The 16,435-nt window shown below is 59.0% G+C and carries 17 protein-coding genes; 16 read left to right on the top strand and 1 reads right to left on the bottom strand.

Features of this window, described 5'->3' with window-relative positions; translation table 11 throughout:
* Positions 1-25: 25 nt before the first annotated feature.
* Positions 26-3,997, top strand: a complete 3,972-nt coding sequence (locus tag QP981_RS10045) for a DNA-directed RNA polymerase subunit beta' (protein WP_016422050.1) — start codon at positions 26-28, stop codon at positions 3,995-3,997.
* Between the two features lie 301 nt (positions 3,998-4,298).
* On the opposite strand, the gene QP981_RS10040 is transcribed toward QP981_RS10045, so the two are convergent.
* Positions 4,299-4,946 (bottom strand): SDR family oxidoreductase, encoded by a 648-nt coding sequence (locus tag QP981_RS10040; protein WP_049193219.1) that lies wholly within the window; start codon positions 4,944-4,946, stop codon positions 4,299-4,301.
* A 542-nt stretch (positions 4,947-5,488) separates the two neighbouring features.
* Here QP981_RS10040 and rpsL point away from each other — a divergent pair.
* The 15 genes from rpsL (at position 5,489) to rpsQ (ending at position 16,280) form a co-directional block, all read left to right on the top strand.
* Complete coding sequence (gene rpsL / locus QP981_RS10035) at positions 5,489-5,860, top strand: 30S ribosomal protein S12 (RefSeq protein WP_038627636.1); 372 nt, start codon at positions 5,489-5,491, stop codon at positions 5,858-5,860.
* A gap of 3 nt (positions 5,861-5,863) precedes the next feature.
* Positions 5,864-6,334 carry a 30S ribosomal protein S7 gene (rpsG, locus tag QP981_RS10030; protein WP_049193220.1) on the top strand — a complete coding sequence of 157 codons (471 nt, stop codon included), beginning with the start codon at positions 5,864-5,866 and terminating at the stop codon, positions 6,332-6,334.
* A gap of 299 nt (positions 6,335-6,633) precedes the next feature.
* Positions 6,634-8,766 (top strand): elongation factor G, encoded by a 2,133-nt coding sequence (fusA, locus tag QP981_RS10025; protein ID WP_076773083.1) that lies wholly within the window; start codon positions 6,634-6,636, stop codon positions 8,764-8,766.
* Between the two features lie 502 nt (positions 8,767-9,268).
* Positions 9,269-10,459: an elongation factor Tu gene (tuf, locus tag QP981_RS10020; protein ID WP_284857918.1), complete on the top strand. Its 1,191-nt coding sequence runs from the start codon at positions 9,269-9,271 to the stop codon at positions 10,457-10,459.
* 668 nt (positions 10,460-11,127) lie between these two features.
* Positions 11,128-11,433 (top strand): 30S ribosomal protein S10, encoded by a 306-nt coding sequence (gene rpsJ / locus QP981_RS10015; RefSeq protein ID WP_003938093.1) that lies wholly within the window; start codon positions 11,128-11,130, stop codon positions 11,431-11,433.
* 31 nt (positions 11,434-11,464) lie between these two features.
* Positions 11,465-12,121, top strand: a complete 657-nt coding sequence (gene rplC / locus QP981_RS10010; protein WP_005509762.1) for a 50S ribosomal protein L3 — start codon at positions 11,465-11,467, stop codon at positions 12,119-12,121.
* Entirely contained in the window at positions 12,118-12,765 is a 648-nt protein-coding gene (rplD, locus tag QP981_RS10005) for a 50S ribosomal protein L4 (RefSeq protein ID WP_016422055.1), read from the top strand. Before rplC ends, rplD begins: the two co-directional genes overlap by 4 nt.
* On the top strand, positions 12,765-13,070 hold the full coding sequence (gene rplW, locus QP981_RS10000) for a 50S ribosomal protein L23 (RefSeq protein WP_005509869.1): 306 nt from the start codon (positions 12,765-12,767) through the stop codon (positions 13,068-13,070). The genes rplD and rplW overlap by 1 nt, the downstream gene beginning before the upstream one ends.
* A 37-nt stretch (positions 13,071-13,107) precedes the next feature.
* The gene (gene rplB / locus QP981_RS09995; protein ID WP_016422056.1) at positions 13,108-13,950 is read left to right on the top strand and encodes a 50S ribosomal protein L2; all 843 of its coding nucleotides are present in this window, start codon (positions 13,108-13,110) and stop codon (positions 13,948-13,950) included.
* Positions 13,951-13,964: 14 nt separating this feature from the next.
* A complete protein-coding gene (rpsS, locus tag QP981_RS09990) occupies positions 13,965-14,243 on the top strand; it encodes a 30S ribosomal protein S19 (protein ID WP_005509882.1) in 279 nt (92 codons plus the stop codon).
* Positions 14,244-14,246: 3 nt separating this feature from the next.
* Positions 14,247-14,609 (top strand): 50S ribosomal protein L22, encoded by a 363-nt coding sequence (gene rplV / locus QP981_RS09985; RefSeq protein WP_005509775.1) that lies wholly within the window; start codon positions 14,247-14,249, stop codon positions 14,607-14,609.
* Positions 14,609-15,349, top strand: coding sequence for a 30S ribosomal protein S3 (gene rpsC, locus QP981_RS09980; protein WP_016422058.1), 741 nt, complete (start codon positions 14,609-14,611; stop codon positions 15,347-15,349). The genes rplV and rpsC overlap by 1 nt, the downstream gene beginning before the upstream one ends.
* A gap of 3 nt (positions 15,350-15,352) precedes the next feature.
* On the top strand, positions 15,353-15,769 hold the full coding sequence (gene rplP, locus QP981_RS09975) for a 50S ribosomal protein L16 (RefSeq protein WP_016422059.1): 417 nt from the start codon (positions 15,353-15,355) through the stop codon (positions 15,767-15,769).
* Positions 15,769-16,005, top strand: coding sequence for a 50S ribosomal protein L29 (gene rpmC, locus QP981_RS09970; protein WP_005509851.1), 237 nt, complete (start codon positions 15,769-15,771; stop codon positions 16,003-16,005). The genes rplP and rpmC overlap by 1 nt, the downstream gene beginning before the upstream one ends.
* Positions 16,002-16,280: a 30S ribosomal protein S17 gene (rpsQ, locus tag QP981_RS09965; protein WP_042388398.1), complete on the top strand. Its 279-nt coding sequence runs from the start codon at positions 16,002-16,004 to the stop codon at positions 16,278-16,280. Before rpmC ends, rpsQ begins: the two co-directional genes overlap by 4 nt.
* Positions 16,281-16,435 lie beyond the last annotated feature (155 nt).

The raw sequence follows: 16,435 nt of genomic DNA, 5'->3' as shown, positions 1-16,435 counted from the left end.
CGATGCGGAGGGAAAGGGAAAACAGGTGCTCGACGTCAACAACTTTGACGAGCTCCGGATTGGGCTCGCTACCGCCGACGACATCCGCCGCTGGTCTCGCGGTGAGGTCAAGAAGCCCGAGACGATTAACTACCGTACGCTGAAGCCGGAAAAGGATGGCCTTTTCTGTGAGCGTATCTTCGGCCCGACCCGTGACTGGGAGTGTGCTTGTGGTAAGTACAAGCGCGTTCGCTTCAAGGGCATCATCTGTGAACGCTGTGGCGTTGAGGTGACCAAGTCGAAGGTTCGCCGTGAGCGCATGGGCCACATTGAGCTGGCCGCTCCGGTCACTCACATCTGGTACTTCAAGGGTGTGCCGTCCCGCCTCGGCTACCTGCTCGACTTGGCTCCGAAGGATCTGGAAAAGATCATCTACTTCGCTGCCAACATCATCACTTCTGTGGATGAAGAGGCTCGCCACAACGACCAGGAAACCCTCGAAGCAGACATGCTCGTGGACAAGAAGCTGGTTGAGGACGACCGCGACCAGGAGCTGGCCGAGCGCGCCCAGACCCTGGAAGAGGATCTGGCTGAGCTCGAGGCAGCCGGTGCCAAGGCTGACGCCCGCAAGAAGGTTCAGTCTGCAGCCGAGCGCGAGATGCGCCACATCCGTGAGCGCGCCCAGCGCGAGCTGGATCGTCTCGATGAGATTTGGAACACCTTCATCAAGCTCGAGCCGAAGCAGATGATTATCGACGAGGGTATTTACACCGAGCTCGTCGACCGCTACGAGGACTACTTCACCGGTGGTATGGGTGCTGAGGCTATTCAGACCCTGATCCGCAACTTCGACCTGGCCAAGGAGGCCGAGGAGCTGCGCGAGATTATTCGCGACGGCAAGGGACAGAAGAAGATGCGCGCCCTCAAGCGCCTGAAGGTTGTCACTGCATTCCTGCAGTCCGGCAACGACCCGGCCGCTATGGTGCTTGACTGCATCCCGGTGATTCCGCCGGAGCTGCGCCCGATGGTGCAGCTCGACGGTGGCCGCTTTGCGACCTCGGACTTGAACGACCTCTACCGTCGTGTCATCAACCGCAACAACCGCCTGAAGCGCATGATCGACCTCGGCGCTCCGGAGATCATCGTCAACAACGAGAAGCGCATGCTTCAGGAATCCGTTGACGCACTGTTCGACAACGGGCGTCGTGGCCGCCCGGTCACTGGTCCGGGTAACCGCCCGCTGAAGTCCCTGAGCGACCTGCTCAAGGGTAAGCAGGGTCGTTTCCGTCAGAACCTGCTGGGTAAGCGTGTTGACTACTCCGGCCGTTCGGTTATTATCGTCGGCCCGCAGCTGAAGCTGCACCAGTGTGGTCTGCCGAAGCTGATGGCTCTCGAGCTGTTCAAGCCGTTCGTGATGAAGGAGCTCGTGGCCAAGAGCTACGCGCAGAACATCAAGAGCGCAAAGCGCATGGTTGAGCGTCAGCGCCCAGAGGTCTGGGACGTCCTCGAAGATGTCATTACCGGACACCCGGTCCTGCTGAACCGTGCACCTACGCTGCACCGCCTGGGTATTCAGGCGTTCGAGCCGGTCCTGGTTGAGGGTAAGGCAATTCAGCTGCACCCACTGGCATGTGAAGCTTTCAATGCTGACTTCGACGGTGACCAGATGGCAGTCCACCTGCCGCTGTCCGCTGAAGCACAGGCCGAGGCTCGTGTCCTGATGCTGTCCTCGAACAACATTCTGTCACCGGCTTCCGGTAAGCCGCTGGCTATGCCGCGTCTGGATATGGTCACTGGCCTGTACTTCCTGACGCTGGAGAAGCCGGAGCTGCCGGGTGGCCACCAGGATGCCACCGAGGACGCACCGGAGCAGGGTATTTACACCAGCCCGGCCGAGGCCATCATGGCTTACGACCGCGGTGCAATTGGCCTGCAGAGCCCGATTAAGGTTCGCATCAGCCACCTGCGTCCGCCGGCTGAGATTGAGGCCGAGCAGTTCCCAGACGGTTGGAACAAGGGCGATACTTGGCTGGCTTCGACCACGCTGGGCCGCGTTATGTTCAACGACCTGCTGCCGTGGAACTACCCATACGTCGAAGGCGTTATGGCTAAGAAGCCGCAGGCTGCGATCATCAACGACTTGGCTGCCAAGTACCCGATGATCACGGTCGCTCAGACCGTCGACAAGCTCAAGGATGCTGGTTTCTACTGGGCTACCCGTTCTGGTGTCACCATTGCTATGTCTGACGTGCTGGTTCTCCCGAACAAGCGGGAGATCCTGAACGGCTACGAAGAGAAGGCCGCCACGGTGGAGAAGAAGTTCCGCCGCGGTAAGCTCTCGGCTGCTGAGCGTCACGAGTCGCTGGTTAACCTGTGGAAGGCCGCGACGGCTGAGGTCGGTGAAAAGGTCGAGGCTCTGTACCCTGATGACAACCCGATTCCGATGATCGTGAAGTCGGGTGCTGCCGGTAACATGGGCCAGATTCACTCGCTGGCCGGCATGAAGGGCATGGTTACGAACCCGCGTGGTGAATACATCACCCGTCCGATTAAGACCTCCTTCCGCGAAGGCCTGTCGGTTCTCGAGTACTTCAACAACTCGCACGGTTCCCGTAAGGGTCTGGCCGATACCGCGCTTCGTACCGCTGACTCGGGTTACCTGACCCGTCGTCTGGTCGACGTTGCGCAGGACGTCATCGTTCGCGAAGAGGACTGTGGCACCCACGATGGTGTCATTGTCGAGATCGGCGAGGATGTTCTGGACGCAGCCGGCAACCCGACCGGCGAGATCCGTCGTGCGAAGTATGTCGAGACCGCCGCGATTGCTCGTGTGCTGGCAGCCGATGTCACCGACGCTGAGGGCAATGTCCTTATCGCGGCTGACACCGACCTGAACGACGACCACATCACCCTGGCTCTCAGCCACGGTGTCAAGGAAGTCAAGGTCCGCTCGGTTCTGACCTGTTCCACCGCAACCGGTGTCTGTGCCAAGTGCTACGGTCGCTCGATGGCAACCGGCAAGCTGGTCGACATCGGAGAGGCTGTCGGTATTGTTGCTGCGCAGTCCATTGGTGAGCCGGGTACCCAGCTGACCATGCGTACGTTCCACCAGGGTGGTGTCGGTGGCGACATTACCGGTGGTCTGCCGCGTGTCCAGGAGCTGTTTGAGGCCCGCGTGCCGAAGAACAAGGCTCCGCTGGTCCGCGAAAACGGTCGCGTGCGCCTGGAGGAGGACGAGCACTTCTACACGCTCACCCTCATCCCGGATGCCAACAGCGAAGACGAGGTTGTTTACGACAAGCTGTCCAAGCGTCAGGGCCTGGCTGAAATCACTGTCGATGGCCGTCGTCGCGCCATCCGCGATGGTGACCACGTGGTCAAGGGTCAGCAGCTGCTCAAGGGCGCTGCCGATCCGCACGAGGTCCTCGAGGTTCTGGGCCGCCGAGGCGTCCAGCGCCACCTCATCGAGGAAGTCCAGTCGGTCTACCGTGATCAGGGTGTGGCCATTCACGACAAGCACATCGAGGTTATCGTCAGCCAGATGCTGCGCCGCGTGATTGTGTCTAAGCCAGGTGACTCCGAACTGCTGCCAGGTGCACTGGTCGAGCGCTCCACGGTCATGGCGAAGAACCGCGAGATTGTCGCCTCCGGTGGCAGCGTCATCGAAGGCCGTCGCGTGCTGATGGGTATTACCAAGGCATCGCTGGCCACCGAGTCCTGGCTGTCCGCCGCCTCCTTCCAGGAGACGACGCGCGTGCTTACCGACGCCGCTATCAACAAGCGCTCGGATAAGCTCATCGGCCTGAAGGAGAACGTGATCATCGGTAAGCTGATCCCGGCTGGTACGGGTATCTCGCGCTACCGCAACATCACGGTTGAGCCGACTGAGGAAGCTGCCCGCCAGGCAGCCGCCCCGTTCGCTTCCTTCGGCGAGGGCTTCTACGGTGCCGAGGACACCTACGGCATCGATCAGGTCGGTTCCGCAGTTCCGCTGGATGACATCGGAACCTTCGAGTAGAAATCAATAGCTTTGCGGCAGCGGCTGGGGGAGCGGGAGAATTCCCTCGGTCACTGTCTGGCAAAGCACCTCGCCTGACAGTTGGGGCTTCGTGCGCTAACTGTTAGGTGGCAACCGGAAAAATCCTCCGGCACAGTTGTGGCTTACTAGCGGATTGCTAGTTCGTCACGGTCGTGCCGGAGGATTTTTCTTTGTCGAGGCAACCCAACTGGAAAACTCGGCTGGAGACTGAAGAAAGGCGATAGGAACAGAGGCAGGGGCAGGGGAGGGAGGGCTAGGGGCCCGTCCCGGCCTCCCTCCTCTACATCTTGAGAGCCTCTGCAATCGGAGTGTTGCCCTCGTTGAAGTTAATCATGCGACCAACGGTAGCCTCGTTGAACACGGTCTGCGCGATGACATTGGCAACGGTCGCACGAGCGACCTCGCCTGCCTTGTCCGCCGTGGTGTCGATGGAATCCTGGCCCTCGTTGAGCGTGAGCGCACTCGGGCCGAGAATGGTCCATTCCAGGTTTGAAGCGCGCAGCGCTTCGTCGGCTGCAGCCTTGGACTCGGCATAGGCAAAGAAGCTGTGATCCTCTGGAACGCCATGGTCGTGGCCCGCACCAAAGTAAGAGACCATCACGTAGCGCTTAACGCCAGCCTGCTCGGCTGCGGCAATCGAAGTAATAGCTGCGTCGCGGTCGATCGCGTACGTCCGTTCTGGTGAACCTCCACCAGCGCCGGCGGACCAAATCACAGCGTCGTGCCCGCTGAGAAGGTCCGCAAACTGTTCGGTCGAGAGACTGGCGATGTCGTAAACGGCTGGTGTGGCGCCGAGAGCCTCGATATCCGGAACCTGGTCGGGGTTGCGAATAACAGACGTGACCTCGTAGCCATCGTCGATAAGTAGGGGAGTAGCGATTTGGGCCACCTTGCCGTGGCCGCCAATGACAATAACCTTCTTAGACATGTCCCCACCTATACGCTGCCAGTACACTGCTGGCAATGAAGAAGGCATTCGCCTGTGGTGAACATGGCGATTAAGTTTCTCCAGTGCTGATGCAGGACAGTACTATGGGCAAACCGAACGGACGGCAGAATCGGCCGAGTTATCGATTCAAACCGGCATAGTAACGTCTGCGTCTTTTGGGGCGAGGCGCGCCGTGCTGAACACCCAAAAATTTGATCACCAAGCCCACAAGCGCTCAAAGTGCTTGAAATTTATAGGCCATTACCAGGGTGTTTGGACTAAACCCGCAGCTCGCGTACTGTTATACAACGATCCCAGAAAAGAATTGGGAACTTGAGACATTACCCAGTAGGCCAGCGAGAGCGGCTGACTGGGTTTCGCACGTTCAAAATCCCTCCATTTCTTGCGTTCAACCGATGGGCTCACCACTGGATGAGTAATAACTTTTCTTGTGATGCATTCACACGGAAGGTGGTTACTCCGCTGCGGTTGGCATCGGTCGTGAGAATGTCCAGCGAGGATTGAAAACAGAAAGAGGCTTCATGCCCACTATTCAGCAGCTGGTCCGCAAGGGCCGCCATGACAAGAAGGCTAAGGTTGCAACCGCAGCTCTGAAGGGTTCCCCTCAGCGCCGCGGCGTTTGCACCCGTGTTTACACCACCACCCCGAAGAAGCCGAACTCGGCTCTTCGTAAGGTCGCTCGTGTTCGCCTGACCTCCGGTGTCGAGGTTTCGGCTTACATTCCGGGTGAGGGCCACAACCTGCAGGAGCACTCCATGGTGCTCGTTCGCGGTGGTCGTGTTAAGGACCTCCCGGGTGTCCGCTACAAGATCGTCCGTGGTTCCCTTGACACCCAGGGCGTCAAGGACCGCAAGCAGGCTCGTTCCCGCTACGGCGCAAAGAAGGAGAAGTAAGCCATGCCACGTAAGGGCCCAGTACAGAAGCGTCCTGTCGTCAACGACCCGGTCTACGGCTCCCCTCTGGTGTCGCAGCTGGTCAACAAGGTTCTGATCGACGGTAAGAAGTCGACTGCAGAGCGCATCGTCTACGGTGCACTTGAGATGTGCGAAGAGAAGACCGGTACTGATCCGGTGCTGACTCTGAAGCGCGCAATCGAGAACGTCAAGCCGGCTCTTGAGGTTCGTTCCCGCCGTGTTGGTGGCGCCACCTACCAGGTCCCGGTCGAGGTTCGCCCGGGCCGCGGCACCACGCTGGCACTGCGCTGGCTGCTGATGTTCTCCCGTCAGCGCCGTGAGAACACCATGACCGAGCGTCTCGCTAACGAGATCCTTGATGCATCCAACGGCCTGGGTGCATCCGTCAAGCGTCGTGAGGACACTCACAAGATGGCGGAAGCTAACCGCGCATTCGCTCACTACCGCTGGTAATCGCTTATCGACGGAGGCTGCGAGTGGTCACCGTCGTAAAGCAGCTGCCGGTATGTCAACGGCGCGCGTCGGTCGCGGTCCACAGATCTTTAAGGGTCACTCAATAGGGGCCAGCCCGGCGCTTACACCCGATGTCTTGCGTAGAATTTACGCAATAGGTGTACGTCACGGCGCGACTTCGCGCCAAGACGGTGGCATTATAGATAAAGCAAACCCGACCGACGGCGGATTTGACGGCCAATTGCAATCCCGTGATTGAGTCTCACCGCCAAACCGATTTGAAACGAGTGGGGAATCAAGTGGCTGAAGGTGCACTTCCCGTTAAGAAGGACCTCCACAAGGTCCGCAACATCGGCATCATGGCGCACATCGATGCTGGTAAGACGACTACGACCGAGCGCATCCTGTACTACACGGGTATTAACCGCAAGGTCGGCGAGACTCACGATGGTGCGTCCACAACCGACTGGATGGAGCAGGAGAAGGAGCGCGGTATCACCATTACCTCCGCTGCTGTGACCTGTTTCTGGAACGACAACCAGATCAACATCATCGATACCCCGGGCCACGTCGACTTCACCGTTGAGGTTGAGCGTTCCCTGCGTGTGCTCGACGGTGCCGTCGCAGTCTTCGACGGTAAGGAAGGTGTCGAGCCGCAGTCTGAGCAGGTTTGGCGTCAGGCTCAGAAGTACGATGTCCCGCGTATTTGCTTCGTCAACAAGATGGACAAGCTGGGCGCTGACTTCTACTACACCGTTGGCACCATCGTTGACCGCCTCGGTGCTAAGCCGTTGGTTATGCAGCTGCCGATTGGCGCTGAGGATGACTTCGACGGCGTTGTTGACCTGCTGGAGATGAAGGCCCTCATGTGGCCGGGCAAGGTTGAGATCGGCACTCCTGCGCAGGTCGAGGAGATTCCGGCGGACATGGTCGACAAGGCTAACGAGTACCGTGAGAAGCTCATTGAGACCGTCGCTGAGTCCGACGAGGAGCTCATGGAGAAGTACTTCGGTGGCGAAGAGCTGACCATGGACGAGATCAAGGGCGCCATCCGCAAGATGGTCCTGAACTCTGAGGTTTACCCGGTCTACTGTGGTACCGCTTACAAGAACAAGGGTGTTGAGCCGCTGCTCGACGCTGTCATTGACTTCCTGCCGAATCCGCTGGACATCGGTGAAGTTCACGGCCACCAGATGGGCGACGAGGACGTCGATATGGTCCGTAAGCCATCGAAGGATGAGCCGTTCTCCGCTCTCGCATTCAAGATTGCTGCTCACCCGTTCTTCGGCAAGCTGACCTTCGTCCGCGTTTACTCCGGTCGCGTGGAGCCTGGCCAGCAGGTCCTGAACGCCACGAAGGACAAGAAGGAGCGCGTCGGTAAGCTGTTCCAGATGCACGCCAACAAGGAGAACCCTGTTGACGAGGCAGTGGCAGGTAACATCTACGCCTTCATTGGTCTGAAGGACACCACCACCGGTGACACCCTGTGTGCACAGGATGCTCCGATTGTTCTGGAGTCCATGTCCTTCCCGGATCCGGTTATCGACGTTGCTATTGAGCCGAAGTCCAAGGCCGACCAGGAGAAGCTGAGTACCGCTATTCAGCGTCTGGCTGAAGAGGATCCGACCTTCACTGTTCACCTGGATGAGGAAACCGGCCAGACCGTTATCGGCGGTATGGGCGAGCTCCACCTCGACGTCCTGGTTGACCGTATGAAGCGCGAGTTCAAGGTCGAAGCAAATATTGGTAACCCGCAGGTTGCTTACCGCGAGACCATCCGCAAGCCGGTCGAGAAGTTCGAGTACACCCACAAGAAGCAGACCGGTGGTTCGGGTCAGTTCGCCCGCGTCATCATTGCTCTGGAGCCGTACGCTCCGGCTACTGACGAGGTGGAAGAGGGCGAGTCCACCACTTACAAGTTTGTCAACGAGGTCACTGGTGGTCGTGTTCCGAAGGAATACATCCCGTCTGTCGACGCTGGTATTCAGGACGCAATGCAGTACGGTACCCTGGCTGGCTACCCGCTGGTGAACATCAAGGCAACCCTGCTCGATGGTGCTTACCACGAAGTTGACTCCTCTGAAATGGCCTTCAAGATCGCTGGTCAGCAGGCTATGAAGGAAGCTGTTCAGAAGGCTAAGCCGGTCCTGCTCGAGCCGATGATGGCCGTTGAGGTCATTACTCCGGAAGAGTACATGGGCGAAGTTATCGGTGACATCAACTCCCGTCGTGGCCAGGTCAACTCCATGGAAGACCGCACCGGCGTCAAGGCTGTCAAGGCTCTGGTTCCGCTGTCCGAGATGTTCGGCTACGTTGGTGACCTGCGCTCCAAGACCCAGGGTCGCGCTAACTACACCATGATCTTCGACTCCTACGCTGAGGTTCCGAGCTCCGTGGCCGAGGAGATCATTGCAGCTCGTACTGGCGCTTAAATCGCGCCGGTAGGGTGGGGCACTCAATCAGAGCTGACCCCATCCCTGCACGCACTGCACTGTCACTCTCGTTAGAGGGCGCAGTGCGAGAGTCTGCAGCTTTAATAGATTCCCTTTAGCTTTGACTGTGCTGAGACATCGTCAGACTGTTGGCGTGTGTCAGTACAGGCAAGCTCCAGGGGGTAGCTGCTCGCAATTCATATCGTTGGACGATTTTAGATTGCTGTTCAAATATCCAGCATTTATGCAGGTAAATGACGATGTGAGTTGCTGGCCGTTACCCACCCTTAACTAGGGGGTTGGTCTGGTTTGGAAAACTCCAGTATCCTGCCCTAGTATCGAGTAACTGGCACAGTGAAAGAATAGTGCTCTTTTGCGCGCGCACGAGCCGAAGTCGTAAGCGAACAGCTTGAAGACTTCTGTTGTTGTGAAGGCGGATTGAGTGACCACAAAATTGTGGCTGCGAGAGTCGTGGCCACCTAGACCTCCAGGAGGACTAAAAGTGGCAAAGGCGAAGTTCGAGCGTACGAAGCCGCACGTCAACATCGGTACCATTGGTCACGTTGACCACGGTAAGACCACCACTACCGCCGCTATCACCAAGGTTCTGGCTGACAAGTACCCGGACCTGAACGAGTCGTTCGCTTTCGACGCTATTGACAAGGCGCCGGAAGAGCGGGAGCGCGGTATTACCATCAACGTCTCGCACGTTGAGTACCAGACCGAGAAGCGTCACTACGCTCACGTCGACGCTCCGGGCCACGCTGACTACATCAAGAACATGATCACCGGTGCTGCTCAGATGGACGGCGCGATTCTGGTTGTCGCTGCTACCGACGGTCCGATGCCGCAGACCCGTGAGCACGTTCTCCTGGCTCGTCAGGTTGGCGTTCCGTACATCCTCGTTGCTCTGAACAAGTGCGACATGGTTGACGATGAAGAGATCATCGAGCTCGTCGAGATGGAGATTCGCGAGCTTCTTGCTGAGCAGGACTACGATGAAGAGGCTCCGATTGTTCACATCTCCGCTCTGAAGGCTCTTGAGGGCGACGAGAAGTGGGCAGAGTCCATCGTCGAGCTCATGCAGGCTTGTGACGACAACATCCCGGACCCGGTCCGCGAGACCGACAAGCCGTTCCTGATGCCGATTGAGGACATCTTCACCATTACCGGTCGCGGTACCGTTGCTACCGGTCGTGTTGAGCGCGGTGTTCTGAACGTCAACGACGAGGTCGAGATTCTGGGCATCAAGGAGAAGTCCCAGAAGACCACCGTTACCGGTATCGAGATGTTCCGCAAGCTGCTCGATTCCGCTGAGGCTGGCGACAACTGTGGTCTGCTGCTCCGCGGTATCAAGCGCGAGGACATCGAGCGCGGTCAGATTGTTGCTAAGCCGGGCGCTTACACCCCGCACACCGAGTTCGAGGGCTCCGTCTACATCCTGTCCAAGGATGAGGGCGGCCGTCACACCCCGTTCTTCAACAACTACCGTCCGCAGTTCTACTTCCGTACCACCGACGTTACCGGTGTTGTGACCCTGCCAGAGGGCACCGAGATGGTCATGCCGGGCGACAACGTTGATATGGCTGTCAAGCTGATTCAGCCGGTCGCAATGGACGAGGGCCTGCGCTTCGCAATCCGCGAGGGTGGCCGCACCGTCGGCGCTGGCCGCGTTACCAAGATCATCAAGTAAGGTCGTTCTTCCCCTCAGGGAAGTGCCTTAACTAGGTATTAAAAATCCCGACTCCGCGTAAGCGGAAGTCGGGATTTTTTGTATCTGTACATAGCCGACACTAGACGGGGTGGGGACGGCGCAATAGCCGTCGTCAAGCAGATTGTGCCGTAATGGGTGTGATGTACGTTGCACTTTGGAATCATGATTTTACATTCGTAGTGCGGACGTGCTTTAATACGGAGGTTGCTTTAACAAAGGCGTTCGCGCCAATTGTTGTATCAGGCCCAGCGGGGAACCAATACGAAATTGGACTTAGCGCCTATGGTAAGGCGAGCATGACCACGTAGGGACTTTGTTCCCATCGTGCCTCACGGAGAAAAAGGGCGACACGCCCGACCGCGGGGGTCGGAGGTGGCATGGCAAATTAACAGCGGCAGTAGGCAAAATGAAGAGCCCCACGAGGGGGACTTGTTTTCCACTGGGATTTGAGTGCAAGGCGTTATTCGTCCGCTCGGGTCATGGCCATTAGTTAATTTGCCATGACGATCGAAGACGAAATCGCTTTGAAGTAATACACAACCCAGTTTTAATTTCTGGCGCTGGCCATAGTTGCTGACGGCGTCGAGAAACATTGACAGGGTCGACGCCCCTTTAATTGGGGCGCGCCGACCGAGGAGAGGACAAGCGTGGCCGGACAGAAGATCCGCATCAGGCTCAAGGCCTACGACCACGAGGCTATCGACGCTTCTGCGCGAAAGATCGTGGAGACCGTTACCCGTACGGGTGCACGCGTCGTTGGCCCAGTGCCGTTGCCAACCGAAAAGAACGTTTACTGCGTCATCCGTTCGCCGCACAAGTACAAGGACTCGCGCGAGCACTTCGAGATGCGCACTCACAAGCGTCTGATCGACATTCTCGATCCAACGCCGAAGACCGTCGATGCACTTATGCGCATTGACCTTCCGGCAAGTGTCGATGTGAACATTCAGTGATCCTGGACTTTTGGTAGCGGAGACAAGATAAATGAGTGAAAACGAGATCAAGGGCATCCTGGGCACGAAGCTCGGTATGACTCAGATCTTCGACGAGGAGAACCGCGTTGTTCCGGTTACCGTCGTTGAGGCTGGGCCGTGCGTAGTGACTCAGGTGCGCACTAAGGAAACCGACGGCTACGACGCCGTCCAGATTGCATACGGCGAAATTGACCCGCGTAAGGTCAACAAGCCGGAGGCCGGCCACTTCAAGAAGGCCGGTGTGACCCCGCGTCGCCACAGCGTTGAGATTCGCACCCCGGACGCTTCCTCTTACGAGGTCGGCCAGTCCGTTGGTGTCGACATCTTTGGCGAAATTGAGTACGTCGACGTCACTGGTACCTCTAAGGGCCACGGCTTCGCCGGTGGTATGAAGCGCCACGGCTTTGCTGGCCAGGGTGCTGCTCACGGTAACCAGGCTGCTCACCGTCGTGTTGGTGGCATTGGCGCTTGCGCCACGCCAGGACGCGTCTTCAAGGGCAAGCGCATGGCAGGCCGCATGGGTAACGACCGGGTCACGACCCAGAACCTGAAGATCCAGAAGGTTGACGCTGACGCGAACCTGCTGCTCATCAAGGGCGCAGTTCCGGGTGCACGCGGCGGCCTGCTGGTTGTTAAGACTGCCACGAAGGGTGGTGCTCACGCATGACCAACCTCAAGCTAGACGTACACACCGCTGAAGGCGGCGTGAACGGTTCGGTTGAGCTTCCTGCTTCCGTGTTCGACGCGGAGGTGTCCATCGCCCTGATGCACCAGGTTGTTGTCGCACAGCGTGCAGCAGCTCGCCAGGGCACCCACAAGGTCAAGACCCGCGGTGAGGTTCGCGGCGGTGGCCGCAAGCCGTGGCGCCAGAAGGGTACCGGTCGCGCTCGTCAGGGTTCGATCCGTGCTCCGCACTGGACCGGCGGTGGCGTTGTCCACGGCCCGGTGCCGCGCGACTACAGCCAGCGCACCCCGAAGAAGATGATTGCAGCTGCTCTGCGCGGCGCACTCTCTGACCGTGCTCGCCACGACCGCATCCACGTTGTCGAGGAACTGGTCCCAGGCCAGACCCCGTCCACCAAGGCAGCTCGTACTTTCGTCGAGCGTCTGACTGAGCGCCGCAACGTGCTCGTCGTTCTGCCGCGCGAGGACGTCAACTCGTGGAAGTCGGTTCGTAACCTGCCAGGTGTCCACATCCTGTCTGAGGATCAGCTGAACACCTACGACGTTCTGAAGGCCGATGACGTCATCTTCGCCGTTCAGGCACTCAATGACTTCATCACTCGCACCGCCGGTAAGGAGGAGAAGTAATGGCTACCATCGCAGATCCCCGCGACATCATTGTTGCACCGGTAGTGTCTGAGAAGTCCTACGGACTCATGGAGCAGGGCGTTTACACGTTCCTGGTCCACACCGACGCTAACAAGACCCAGATCAAGATCGCGGTCCAGGAGATTTTCGGTGCCAAGGTCGCTTCCGTCAACACCCTCAACCGTGAGGGCAAGCGCAAGCGTTCCCGCACCGGCTACGGCAAGCGCAAGAACACCAAGCGCGCCTACGTGACTCTCGCGGCCGGCAGCGATCCCATCGACATCTTCGGCGGTTCGGCAGCCTAGCCGCTAGCCGACGAGGAAGTTAAGGAAGAGCAAAAGTATGGCTATTCGTAAGTACAAGCCGACTACGCCGGGTCGCCGCCAGAGCTCCGTCTCCGAGTTCAGCGAGATTACTCGCTCGACTCCTGAGAAGTCTCTGCTGCGCCCGCTGTCGAAGACTGGTGGCCGTAACGTTCACGGTCACATCACCACTCGCCACAAGGGTGGCGGACACAAGCGCCAGTACCGTGTCATCGACTTCCGTCGTAATGACAAGGACGGCATTCCGGCAAAGGTCGCTCACATCGAGTACGACCCGAACCGTACCGCCAACATCGCACTGCTGCACTATGCAGACGGTGAGAAGCGCTACATCATCGCTCCGAAGAACCTGAAGCAGGGTGCCATTGTTGAGTCCGGCGCTAATGCCGACATCAAGGTTGGTAACAACCTGCCGCTGCGCAACATCCCGACCGGTTCCACTATTCACTGCGTGGAGCTCAAGCCGGGCGCTGGTGCACAGCTGGCACGTTCTGCTGGTGCTTCTATTCAGCTTCTCGGTAAGGAAGGCAAGTACGCAGTTCTGCGTATGCCGTCCTCTGAGATCCGCCGCGTCGACGCACGTTGCCGTGCAACCGTCGGTGAGGTCGGAAACCAGGATCAGATCAACATCCGTTGGGGCAAGGCCGGCCGTATGCGCTGGAAGGGCTGGCGCCCGACTGTCCGCGGTGTTGTCATGAACCCGGTCGACCACCCGCACGGTGGTGGTGAGGGTAAGACCTCCGGTGGTCGCCACCCGGTTTCCCCGTGGGGCCAGAAGGAAGGCCGCACCCGTAAGCCGAACCGTCCGAGCGACCAGCTGATCGTTCGTCGCCGTCGTACCAACAAGAATAAGAAGCGCTAAGGAGGGAACTGAGAATGCCACGCAGCCTTAAGAAGGGCCCGTTCGTCGATGAGCACCTCCTCGCGAAGGTCGATGCACAGAACGAGAAGGGCACCAAGCAGGTCATCAAGACCTGGTCTCGCCGCTCCACGATTCTCCCCGATTTCATCGGCCACACCTTCGCCGTTCACGACGGTCGCAAGCACGTGCCGGTGTTCGTGGATGACTCTATGGTCGGCCACAAGCTGGGCGAATTCGCCCCGACCAAGACCTTCAAGGGTCACGTCAAGGATGACAAGAAGGGACGTCGATAAGCCATGAGCAACGACATTACTTCTGCACGCGCAACTGCGCGCTTCGTCCGCGTTACTCCGATGAAGGCACGTCGCGTCCTGGACACCGTTCGCGGTAAGTCCGTCGACGAGGCACTGAACATCCTGGAGTACGCTCCGCAGGGTGCTGCTGATCCGGTCGCCAAGGTTGTTGCGTCTGCAGCTGCAAACGCTGAGAACAACTTCGGCCTGGACCGTCGTACTCTGGTCATCTCCGAGGCTTACGCCAACGAGGGACCGACCATGAAGCGCTTCCGCCCGCGTGCGCAGGGCCGTGCTTTCCACGTCCGCAAGCGCACCAGCCACATCACCGTGGTCGTCGAGAGCCAGAAGGAAGGTGACCGATAGTGGGACAGAAGATCCATCCACACGGTCTTCGCCTCGGTATTTCCAGCGACTGGAAGTCCCGCTGGTACGCCGACAAGCAGTACGCTGACTACCTGGCCGAGGACATCAAGATCCGCGATCTGCTGTCCACCGGTCTTGAGCGCGCCGGCATCTCCGATGTCGTTATCGAGCGCACCCGTGACCGCGTGCGTGTGGACATCCACACCGCACGCCCGGGCATTGTTATCGGTCGTCGTGGCTCCGAGGCTGACCGCATCCGCGGCCAGCTCGAGAAGCTCACCGGCAAGCAGGTTCAGCTGAACATCCTCGAGGTCAAGAACATTGACGCGGATGCGAAGCTGGTCGCTCAGTCCATCGCTGAGCAGCTCGCCAACCGTGTCGCTTTCCGTCGTGCAATGCGCAAGGCTATCCAGTCTGCAATGCGTCAGCCGCACGTCAAGGGCATCAAGGTTGTCTGCTCCGGTCGTCTCGGCGGTGCCGAGATGGGCCGCACCGAGCGCTACCACGAGGGTCGCGTTCCGCTGCACACCCTGCGTGCGGAGATCGACTACGGCACCCACGAGGCTCACACCACCTTCGGCCGCATTGGCGTCAAGGTGTGGATCTACAAGGGTGACGTGATCGGTGGCCGTCGCGAGTCCGAGATCAACGCCGGCAACGACCGCCAGCGTCGCGGCAACGACCGTCCGCGTCGTGGTGGCAAGCGTCGTCAGCGTGCATCTGAGAAGAAGGAGGGCTAATTCATGCTCATCCCGAAGCGCGTTAAGTTCCGTCGCCAGCACCGCCCGACCCGTTCTGGTATGTCCAAGGGCGGCAACAAGGTGACTTTCGGTGACTACGGTCTCCAGGCTCTCGAGCCGGCCTACATCACCAACCGTCAGATTGAGGCAGCGCGTATTGCTATCAACCGCCACGTCAAGCGTGGTGGTAAGGTCTGGATCCAGATTTTCCCGGACCGTCCGCTGACCCAGAAGCCACTGGGTGTTCGTATGGGTTCCGGTAAGGGCCCGGTCGAGAAGTGGGTAGCAAACGTCAAGCCGGGTCGCATCATGTTCGAGATGTCCTACCCGGACGAGGCAACTGCTGTCGAGGCACTGAAGCGCGCAGGCGCTAAGCTGCCGATTAAGACCCGAATCGTTCGGAAGGAGGATCAGTACTGATGTCGAACGGCATTCCCGCCCACGAGCTTCGCTCGCTGGATAACGATGACCTGGTTGCCAAGCTCAAGGAGTCTAAGGAGGAGCTGTTCAACCTCCGTTTCCAGAGCGCTACCGGTCAGCTGACCAACAACCGCCGTCTCCGCACTGTCCGCAAGGATATTGCTCGCATTTACACCGTTATGCGTGAGCGCGAGCTCGGCCTGTCTGCTGCACCAACCGATGGTGATGCAGCATGAGTGAGGAAAACATGAACACCACCGAGGCTGGCGCACGCAAGGTGCGCACCGGTTACGTCGTGTCCGACAAGATGCAGAAGACCATCGTCGTCGAGCTCGAGGACCGCAAGCAGCACGCCCTGTACGGCAAGATCATGCGCACGAACTCTAAGGTCAAGGCGCACGACGAGAACGAAGAGGCTGGCGTGGGCGACCGCGTCCGCATCGAAGAGTGCCGTCCGCTCTCCAAGGACAAGCACTACCGCCTGATCGAGATCATCGAGAAGGCTAAGTAAGACCCGTCAGCTGAGCAATCAGCTCGGGCTTTACGACGAGAACCCCGCCGCGGGAAACACGAAAGTGTTTTCTGTGGCGGGGGCGGGATCAAGCGGTTAATGCGCCACGATTGAATATTTGCTGGAGTATCTCACGTGGGGTTGCTCCGCCGAGG

This window comes from Corynebacterium sp. MSK047 (assembly GCF_030232285.1).
GTDB lineage: Bacteria > Actinomycetota > Actinomycetes > Mycobacteriales > Mycobacteriaceae > Corynebacterium > Corynebacterium jeikeium_D.
Note: the sequence above shows the minus strand (reverse complement) of the source record. Positions and strands in the feature narration are given on the sequence as shown.

Coding starts and splice junctions, on each gene's coding strand:
- rplV (WP_005509775.1), top strand. CDS start 14,247: ATGAGCAACGACATTACTTCTGCACGCGCAACTGCGCGCTTCGTCCGC.
- rpsG (WP_049193220.1), top strand. CDS start 5,864: ATGCCACGTAAGGGCCCAGTACAGAAGCGTCCTGTCGTCAACGACCCG.
- rplP (WP_016422059.1), top strand. CDS start 15,353: ATGCTCATCCCGAAGCGCGTTAAGTTCCGTCGCCAGCACCGCCCGACC.
- rplB (WP_016422056.1), top strand. CDS start 13,108: ATGGCTATTCGTAAGTACAAGCCGACTACGCCGGGTCGCCGCCAGAGC.
- QP981_RS10040 (WP_049193219.1), bottom strand. CDS start 4,946: ATGTCTAAGAAGGTTATTGTCATTGGCGGCCACGGCAAGGTGGCCCAA.
- rplC (WP_005509762.1), top strand. CDS start 11,465: ATGAGTGAAAACGAGATCAAGGGCATCCTGGGCACGAAGCTCGGTATG.
- rpsS (WP_005509882.1), top strand. CDS start 13,965: ATGCCACGCAGCCTTAAGAAGGGCCCGTTCGTCGATGAGCACCTCCTC.
- rplD (WP_016422055.1), top strand. CDS start 12,118: ATGACCAACCTCAAGCTAGACGTACACACCGCTGAAGGCGGCGTGAAC.
- rplW (WP_005509869.1), top strand. CDS start 12,765: ATGGCTACCATCGCAGATCCCCGCGACATCATTGTTGCACCGGTAGTG.
- rpsQ (WP_042388398.1), top strand. CDS start 16,002: ATGAGTGAGGAAAACATGAACACCACCGAGGCTGGCGCACGCAAGGTG.
- rpsL (WP_038627636.1), top strand. CDS start 5,489: ATGCCCACTATTCAGCAGCTGGTCCGCAAGGGCCGCCATGACAAGAAG.
- rpmC (WP_005509851.1), top strand. CDS start 15,769: ATGTCGAACGGCATTCCCGCCCACGAGCTTCGCTCGCTGGATAACGAT.